The sequence below is a fragment of the Brevundimonas sp. genome, from assembly GCF_036405315.1.
GTDB lineage: Bacteria > Pseudomonadota > Alphaproteobacteria > Caulobacterales > Caulobacteraceae > Brevundimonas.
Genome location: NZ_DASWXW010000020.1, coordinates 1 through 7,639, shown reverse-complemented (window position 1 = coordinate 7,639; position 7,639 = coordinate 1). Strand labels below are relative to the sequence as shown.

Annotated in this window: 8 protein-coding genes and 1 pseudogene; 5 read left to right on the top strand and 4 right to left on the bottom strand. The window is 70.3% G+C overall.

What is annotated here, in order from left to right; translation table 11 throughout:
* The 3 genes and pseudogenes from VGE49_RS01490 to VGE49_RS01480 form a co-directional block, all read left to right on the top strand.
* Nucleotides 1-172: pseudogene (locus VGE49_RS01490) on the top strand (succinate dehydrogenase iron-sulfur subunit); the annotation flags it as partial.
* A gap of 113 nt (nucleotides 173-285) precedes the next feature.
* Nucleotides 286-606: a 2Fe-2S iron-sulfur cluster-binding protein gene (locus tag VGE49_RS01485; protein WP_331032819.1), complete on the top strand. Its 321-nt coding sequence runs from the start codon at nucleotides 286-288 to the stop codon at nucleotides 604-606.
* Nucleotide 607: 1 nt separating this feature from the next.
* Entirely contained in the window at nucleotides 608-1,414 is an 807-nt protein-coding gene (locus VGE49_RS01480) for a kinase (protein WP_331032818.1), read from the top strand.
* Here VGE49_RS01480 and VGE49_RS01475 read toward each other — a convergent pair.
* Together VGE49_RS01475 and VGE49_RS01470 are read right to left on the bottom strand one after the other, a co-directional pair.
* A complete protein-coding gene (locus VGE49_RS01475; protein ID WP_331032817.1) occupies nucleotides 1,386-2,240 on the bottom strand; it encodes an HAD family hydrolase in 855 nt (284 codons plus the stop codon). The two genes, VGE49_RS01480 and VGE49_RS01475, sit on opposite strands and share 29 nt — an antisense overlap.
* A 53-nt stretch (nucleotides 2,241-2,293) precedes the next feature.
* Nucleotides 2,294-4,606: a sensor histidine kinase gene (locus tag VGE49_RS01470; protein ID WP_331032816.1), complete on the bottom strand. Its 2,313-nt coding sequence runs from the start codon at nucleotides 4,604-4,606 to the stop codon at nucleotides 2,294-2,296.
* 148 nt (nucleotides 4,607-4,754) lie between these two features.
* Between VGE49_RS01470 and VGE49_RS01465 the strand changes: the two genes are divergently transcribed.
* Both VGE49_RS01465 and VGE49_RS01460 read left to right on the top strand, forming a co-directional pair.
* Nucleotides 4,755-5,162, top strand: coding sequence for a metallopeptidase family protein (locus VGE49_RS01465; RefSeq protein ID WP_331032815.1), 408 nt, complete (start codon nucleotides 4,755-4,757; stop codon nucleotides 5,160-5,162).
* A gap of 66 nt (nucleotides 5,163-5,228) precedes the next feature.
* A complete protein-coding gene (locus VGE49_RS01460) occupies nucleotides 5,229-5,954 on the top strand; it encodes a hypothetical protein (RefSeq protein ID WP_331032814.1) in 726 nt (241 codons plus the stop codon).
* Here VGE49_RS01460 and VGE49_RS01455 read toward each other — a convergent pair.
* Together VGE49_RS01455 and VGE49_RS01450 are read right to left on the bottom strand one after the other, a co-directional pair.
* Nucleotides 5,951-7,294, bottom strand: coding sequence for an RsmB/NOP family class I SAM-dependent RNA methyltransferase (locus VGE49_RS01455; RefSeq protein WP_331032813.1), 1,344 nt, complete (start codon nucleotides 7,292-7,294; stop codon nucleotides 5,951-5,953). The genes VGE49_RS01460 and VGE49_RS01455 overlap by 4 nt on opposite strands.
* Nucleotides 7,295-7,341: 47 nt before the next feature.
* A partial coding sequence (locus tag VGE49_RS01450; RefSeq protein WP_414643583.1) for a KUP/HAK/KT family potassium transporter occupies nucleotides 7,342-7,639 on the bottom strand: 298 nt, incomplete at its 5' end.

The window sequence follows — 7,639 nt, the reverse complement described above, 5'->3', positions numbered from 1 at the left end:
TGACGCGACCCAGAAGCGCCTCGACGACCTCGAGGACCCCTTCAAGCTGTATCGCTGCCACACGATCATGAACTGCGCCCAGGTCTGCCCCAAGGGGCTGAACCCGGCCAAGGCGATCGCCGAGACCAAGAAGCTGATGGTCGCGCCGGGCCGCAAGCGCACGGCGGCCTAAGTCTTCAGGCCTTGCCATCCGAACAGCCCCCGGCGCCGTCAGGCTCCGGGGGTTTTTCATGGCCGTCGTGCGCCGGGGCTTGCCTCAGGCGCAGGCGAGGCTAAGACGCCTGCATGGCCAAGATCACCTACATCGAGCACGACGGCACCGAGCACACGGTCGAGGTCAAGAACGGCCTGTCCGTCATGGAAGGCGCGATCCGCAACAATGTGCCGGGCATCGACGCCGACTGCGGCGGCGCCTGCGCCTGCGCCACCTGCCACGTCTATGTCGATGAGGACTTCGCCGCCGAGACCGGCCGCCCCTCGGCCATGGAGGAGTCCATGCTCGACTTCGCCGAGAACGTGCAGCCCAACAGCCGCCTGTCCTGCCAGATCCGCGTCAGCGACGACCTGGACGGCCTGATCGTGCGCCTGCCGGAAAGCCAGCACTGAGATGATCGACGCCCGGCTGCTGGACGCGGTCGGGTCTCTGGTCGCCGCCCACACGTGGGCGGGTCATGTCCCCCTGATCGGCGTCGCCGGAGCACAGGGCTCCGGCAAGACCACCCTGGCCCGCGCCGCCGCCAAACGATTAGGCGCCGCGCACCTGTCGCTGGACGACGTCTATCTGACCAAGGACGAGCGCGAGGCCAAGGGCCGGGCGATCCACCCCCTGTTCGCCGTGCGCGGCCCGCCGGGCACGCATGATCTGGGGCTGCTGGAGGCGACCGTCGCCGCCCTGCGCGCCGCCGGACCGGACAGCCGGACGCCCCTGCCCAGCTTCGACAAGCTGGCCGACGACCGCCGCCCCCAGGCCGACTGGCCGGTGTTCGCGGGCCGCCCGTCGGCGGTTCTGGTCGATGGCTGGTGCCTGGGCGCGACCGCGCAGGCCGAGGCCGAGTTGATAGAGCCGATCAATGCTCTGGAACGCGAGCGGGACGGGCAGGGGCTATGGCGCCGCGCGGTCAACGCCGAACTGGCCGGGCCCTACGCCGACCTTTTCGCCCGCTTCGACGCGATCCTGTTCCTGAAGGCGCCCTCGTTCGACGCTGTGCTGGACTGGCGCTGCGAGCAGGAGGCGGAACTGCTGGGCCTGGCCCTCGCCGACCTGCCGCCCGAACGGCGTGCCGGACTGGCCGTCTTCATTCAGGCCTTCGAGCGCATCACCCGCCACATGCTGGCGGGCGGGGTGCGGGCCGATCTGACCTTTGCTCTGAACCTCGACCGGACGGTCAGTCCGCCGGCATGCGGCCGTAGTTGACGGCGATGCGGCCGATCAGGCCCTTGACGATCAGGTCGACCGGGGCGCCCTCGCGATAGTCGCCCTCGGCGACGAAGTTGACGCGATCCTCCGAGATAAGGCGGTGGATCTTGTTGTGATCGCGCGGGGTGTTGTCGGGGTCATAGACGGCGATGGAGAAGCCGCCCTTGGTGTGCATCATCTTCATGGTCGGGACGTCGGTGTCGCCGTCGCCGAGGAAGATCATCCGGTCGAAGGGGATGGGGCGCTCCTCGTCGGGGATGAAGCGGTTGATGCGCTCGTCGTCCCAGTGGTTGTGCACGCCCTTGTTGATGCGGAACAGGTATTGGGTCTTGGTGGTGTAGTTGACGCCGACGGCCGGCCAGACGGCGACCTCGTTTTCGTCATAGGCGTACTTGGACGCGAAGACGTGGGTGAAGGCCCCGGCGATGGGGCAACCCTGGATCATCTCCTCGAGCCCCGCCGAGATGATGTAGTGCTCGATCTCCAGTCCGTACTGGGCGCCGAACGCGTTCATCCGATCGAACCAGGAACGGTCGCGCAGCCCCTCGAACAGGGCTACGTCGCGGCCATGGTCCTGCAGCGTCTGGCGCGTGACGGGGGCGCCCTGTTCGCGCGCGGCCAGCAGCATCATCTGCATATACATCAGAATGCCGTCGCCGTCGGAAGCGATCGTCCGTGGACGGACGGTCTCGTTCCAGAACTGGGCCGGCGTCATCCCGATCGAGGGGATGAAGCTGACCTCCTGCATGTTGCCCCGCGCCAGGGTGCCGTCGAAATCATAGATGATGGCGGTCTTGAGCAGGGGGCGGGTCGTGTCGGCCATGGGGTCGTCCTGAGGGCTTGGATACGCCCTCTAGCACGAGATCGCCGTCAAGATCAGCCCAGCAGCAGTTCCGGGGCCGCCGTGGGGGCCGTGGCCTCGACCGGCAGGTGAAGGATGAAGGCCGCGCCCTTGCCCGGCTCGGACTGAACCTCGGCCCAGCCGCCGTGCAGCTCGACCAGGGCCTTGACCAGGGCCAGGGCCACGCCCGGCCCGCCCCGCTCGCGCCGCACGAAGCGGTCGAAGACGTGGGCCTGCAGGTGATAGGGGATGCCCCGACCCGTGTCCTCGACCCGGATGCGGACCTCGCCCGGCCCGGCCTCGGCGGTCAGGGTCACGGTTCCGCCCTCGGACACGGCGCGGCAGGCGTTCTCCAGCAGATGGTCGACGGCCTGGCCGATGCGGCGGGCGTCGGCGCGCACCGGCTTGAGCCCGGCGGGGCAGGCGACGGCCAACACGGCGCCGCGCCCCTCCACCTTGGCCCGCACCTTGTCGGCGGCGGCCTCCAGCAGGTCGCAGACCCGCATGTCGCCCAGCGTCAGCTCCATCTCGCCGGCGTCGATCTGGGCCATGTCCAGGACGTCGTCGATGGAGCGCGCCAGATGGCTGGCGGCGACGCGGATGGCCCCGGCGTGCTGGCGGCTGCGCTCGGGCAGGTCGCCCATGGCCTCCAGCAGTTCGGAATAGCCGACGATGGTCGTCAGGGGGGTGCGCAGCTCATAGGAGACGCTGCCGACGAACTCGCGTTTCAGCGCCTGGCTTTCGGCCAGGGCGGCTTCCTTGGCGGCCAGGGCCTGTTCCAGCTCGCGCCGGGCGGTGACGTCGGAGAAGGCGACCAGGGTGGCGCCGTCGGGCAGGGGACGGGTCTGCCAGGCCACCACGCGGCCGTCGTCGGTGCGGGCCTCGCCCGAGATCGGCACGCGGCTTTCGGGGTCGGGGTCGGCCACCCGCGCCTTCAGCCCCAGCCACAGGGCGGCGTCGTCCAGCACCGGCCGGCACAGGGCGGCCACGGCGTCGAACTCTCCGGCCTCGGCCAGCTTCTCGGCCGAGACGCCCCAGAAGATCTCGAAGGCGTCGTTGTTGAGCCGAAGCCGGCCGTCCGAGCCGAAGACCGCGACCGCGTCGTTCAGCTTGTCCAGGGTCGCCGTCTGGACCTGGATCTGGGCGTTGTAGCGGCTGCGCAGCTGCAGCTCGTCGGTGATGTCCGAGAAGATCAGCAGGATGCCGCCCAGGGGGTGCGGCTGGCGCACCACGCGCAGGGTCCGCCCGTCGGGCAGGGACCAGCTGTCGTCCGGCGCGGCCTGGGCGGCGCCGTAGAACTCCAGCTCCCGCGCCTTCCATCCGGCGTAGTCGACGACCTCGGGCAGCTGGCGCTTCTGGCGCAGGCGGTCCAGCAGCTCGGCGTGGGTCGGGCGCTCGTCCAGCCAGGCCGGATCGATGGCGAACAGCGACTGGAAGGCGGTGTTGTGGAAGGCCAGCCGCTTGGCCGGGCCGAAGATGGCCACGGCGTCGGCCAGATGGTTCAGGGTCTCGTCATGGGCCTCGACGTGACGGCGCAGATTGTCGCGCGTCTCCTCGGCCTCGGTCATGTCGATGGCGAAGGCGATGACGGCGCCGCGCCCCCCGGCCAGGGGCTCTGCCAGGATGCGCCAGGCCTTGCGTCGACCGTTCGACGAAACCCAGCGGAAGCCCTCCTGACGGGCGTTGAGGCGAGAGGCCTCAGCCACGATGAGGTCGGCGCCGCGATCGAAACTGAGACCCGCGTCGCGCGCCTCGGCCAGGGTCTCGGCCTTGGTCTCGGTCAGCCAGGCCCGGTTGGCCCAGATCAGCTGTCCGGCCCCGTCGACCACCCAGGTCGGGGCGGGCGAGGCCTCGGCCAGGGCGCCCAAACCGGCGTCGGCGGCGGCCTCGGCCCCGCCCAGCTTTGACAGCCGCAGCCAGGCCGAACCGCCCAGGGCCCGCCCCTCGACCGCCCAGGCGCCGTCGGCGGATTCCAGCAGGGTCTCGAACGGCTCGCCGCGCTGGACCAGCCCCTCCATCCGCGCCGTATGGGTCTCGTTCAGGGCCTGAACGATGGCTGAGGCCGCGGCGTCTCCGGTCCGGCCCGGGGCCAGAGCCGTCAGGGCCTCCGGCGCGCCGAAGGCGACCTGGGCCGCGCCCTCGGGCGTCAGGGCCAGACGCACGTCGTCAAAGACGTTCAGGGCGCCTTCGCAGGCCGCCGCCTGGCGTCGGGCGTCGGCCAGCCAGGTCTCGACCTCGCCCTCGCGCGCGGTCAGGCGCGTGCGCAGCCGCCAGGCCCAGGCGCTGATCGCCAGCGCCAGACCCGCCGCGCCCGCGGTGGCCACATAGGCGATGTCGGCCTCGGCCATGCCTACCCCAAGAAGAAACGTCGAACGAACGGCGGCCTGGCGCTGACCAGCGCCGACCGATTCGCGTTTACCATACCCTGATTGCGCGATTTGCGATGCGGCGAGACGGCCGATTGCAGCGCGGCGGCGCTCGGGCGATATCCGGCTCATGACCCAGACATGGAACGATCAGGCCGCCCCCTCCCTCGACGACTTCGCGCGCCTGGCCGAGGCCGCCTTCGCCGCCCTGCCCGACCTGTTCCGCCAGGCCGCCGGAGAGGTGGTGATCCGCGTCGACGACTTCGCCGACGAAGAGACCCTGACTGACCTGGAGATCGAGGACCCGTTCGAGCTGACCGGCCTCTACTCCGGCGTCCATATCGGCGAGCGCGACGCCATGGGACCGGCGGCCGAGCCGTCGCGCATCTTCCTCTATCGCCGCCCCATCCTGGACGAATGGTGCGAGCGCGGCGACGTCGGCCTGGCCGAGATCATCGCCCACGTCCTGATTCATGAGATCGGCCACCACCTCGGCCTCGACGACGACCAGATCCACGCCATCGAGGACGAGGACTGAAGTCCTCATCACCCATTGCCCTGGCCTCGCCGCAATGCGATCCAGACCGAAGCAGGGGGATGCAAGATGGCCGACCAGGAAACGCCCCGCTCCGCGCGGGCCCAGACGATTGACGATCTGTCGGAAGACACCCTGGGCGTCGGCTCGATCGACATCCGCACCATACGGGACCTTCTGATCCGTCCGCGCGAGGTGCTGGAGGCCTGGATGACGCAGGGGCCGACGGCGAACGGGCGCTATACGCGTCCCTTGCGTCTCTATCTGGCGCTGAACGGCGTCCTGATGCTGATTCAGTTTCTCAACGGCGGATCGAGCAACCTGCTTACGGGCCTGCCGCCGGAGGTCCTGACTCCCGTCATCGAGGCGTCGGGCAAGACCCGCGACGCCTTCCTCGCCGACGCCGACGGCTGGATGAGCCTGATCACCGTGCCCCTGCTCGCCTCCCTCTATGTGGCGGCGGCCACGCCTCTGCTACGTGGATGGGACCGTGACGATCTCGGCTGGCGTCGCGGGCTTCGCGCCGCCTGCGCCTATCTGAACGCCTGGACCGTGCCGCTGCTGCCCATCGCCTGGTTCCTCTACGGCACGGGACCGCTGGCGGCCCTCGCCGCCCTGGCCATGGCGATCCTGGGGCTGGTCGCCTTCCTCAGAATGGGAAGGGGGCGATGGTATCAGTCGATGTTCGGCGGCGTCATCAAGGCCCTGGCCCTGGCGACGGCCATTGCGATCGTCGGATTGCTGGGCTCCGGCCTCGTCGCCGCCGTGGGCCTGTACGCCGGAACGGTCGCCTAGATCGCGATCCGCTCCAGCCTGGCCGCGAAGAAGCCGTCCAACCCGCCGCGCTCGGCCCATTGCGAGGGCAGGATGCGCAGCCAGCCTTCGGGGGTCAGGGCCTCGTCCGGGGCGCCGATTTCAGCGGGGACGGCTGGGACCGTACGGAAGGCCGGGTTGCGGCGCAGGAAGGCGATGACCTGGGTCTCGCCCTCCTCGCGTTCCAGCGAGCAGACGCAGTAGACCAGACGCCCGCCCGGCTTCACCTTCTCGGCGGCCACGTCCAGCAGGCGGTGCTGCACGTCGGCCAGCTTGGCGACTTCGGCGGGACGGGTGGCGCGCAGGACTTCCGGGTTGCGGCGATAGGTGCCGGTGGCGGTGCAGGGCGCGTCCAGCAGGACGGCGTCGAAGACGCGATCGTCTTCCCAGTCCTCGGCCGGGACGGCCACGACCTCGACCGGCAGGCCGGTGCGGTCGAAGTTCTGTTTCAGACGCTTCAGGCGCGCGGGCGAACGATCCAGGGCCGTGACCTCGGCGCCGGCGGCGGCCAGTTGCAGGGTCTTGCCGCCAGGGGCGGCGCACATGTCGAGGACCGTCTCGCCGGGCTTCACGCCGAGCAGACGGGCGGGGACGGCGGCGGCGGCGTCCTGGACCCACCAGTCGCCGGCTTCAAAGCCGGGCCAGCCGGCCACGTCGCCGCGCTTGCCGGTGCGGACCGTGCCGCCCGGCAGGACCTCCCCCTCGACGTCCTGGGCCAGGACATCCAGATCGACGCCGGGCTTGGCGCTGAGGTCGGTGGCGGGTTCATCGCGCGTGGCCAGGGCCAGACCGATCAGATTGGCCTCGCCATAGGTCGCCTTCCAGCGGGCGGCGAGCCAGTCGGGCAGGTTGGATTCAGCGGTCGTGAGGCCCGGACCGTCGCGGTCGACGCCGCGCAGCACGGCGTTGACCAGATTCTTGTAGGGCCGGGTCTTGGGGTCGCGCTCGGCCAGCTTCACGGCGGTCGAGACGGCGGCGAAGGCCGGCGTGCCCAGCACCAGGGTCTGGGCCAGGGCGACGCGCAGGATGGTGCGCACCGGGGCCGGCGGGGCCTTTTGCAGGCGGCGGTCCAGAATCTGGTCGATCTCGCCCAGACGGCGCAGGGCGGCCATGGCCACGGCGCGGGCGAAGGCTCGGTCGGGACCGTCCAGGTCCTTGGCCGGGGACTGGGACAGGGCCTCGTCCAGACCCGTGCGCTTCTCCAGGGCGGCGTTCAGCAGGATGCCGGCGACGAGACGCGCCTCGACGCCGATGTCGGCGTGGGGGTCGTCGGCCACGACCTCGGGCCTGGCCTCGCGACGCGGACGCGCCTTTTCGGCCATGCGGCGACCGCGCGCGGCCGAGCTTTTGCCCTTGGGCGTTCCACCACTCATACGGAGACCTGCGTGCCCAGTTCGACCACGCGGCCGGGGGGGATATGGAAGAAGTCGGTCGGATTGGCCGCGTTGCGCATCAGGAAGATGAACAGCTTGTCCTGCCACAGGGGCATGCCCTGACGCGCCGACGGCACGACCGAGCGACGACCGAGGAAGAAGCTGGTCGACATGATGTCGAACTTCAGACCCTGCTTGCGGCACAGGCCCAGGGCGCGCGGCACGTTCGGCGTCTCCATGAAGCCGTAGGTGATGGTCAGCCGTTTGAAGTCGTCGCTGATCGGCTCCATCGTC

What these genes read in the sequence shown, in the direction of transcription:
- VGE49_RS01470 (WP_331032816.1), bottom strand. Translation starts at nt 4,606, where the DNA reads ATGGCCGAGGCCGACATCGCCTATGTGGCCACCGCGGGCGCGGCGGGT.
- VGE49_RS01465 (WP_331032815.1), top strand. Translation starts at nt 4,755, where the DNA reads ATGACCCAGACATGGAACGATCAGGCCGCCCCCTCCCTCGACGACTTC.
- VGE49_RS01480 (WP_331032818.1), top strand. Translation starts at nt 608, where the DNA reads ATGATCGACGCCCGGCTGCTGGACGCGGTCGGGTCTCTGGTCGCCGCC.
- VGE49_RS01460 (WP_331032814.1), top strand. Translation starts at nt 5,229, where the DNA reads ATGGCCGACCAGGAAACGCCCCGCTCCGCGCGGGCCCAGACGATTGAC.
- VGE49_RS01485 (WP_331032819.1), top strand. Translation starts at nt 286, where the DNA reads ATGGCCAAGATCACCTACATCGAGCACGACGGCACCGAGCACACGGTC.
- VGE49_RS01475 (WP_331032817.1), bottom strand. Translation starts at nt 2,240, where the DNA reads ATGGCCGACACGACCCGCCCCCTGCTCAAGACCGCCATCATCTATGAT.
- VGE49_RS01455 (WP_331032813.1), bottom strand. Translation starts at nt 7,294, where the DNA reads ATGGCCGAAAAGGCGCGTCCGCGTCGCGAGGCCAGGCCCGAGGTCGTG.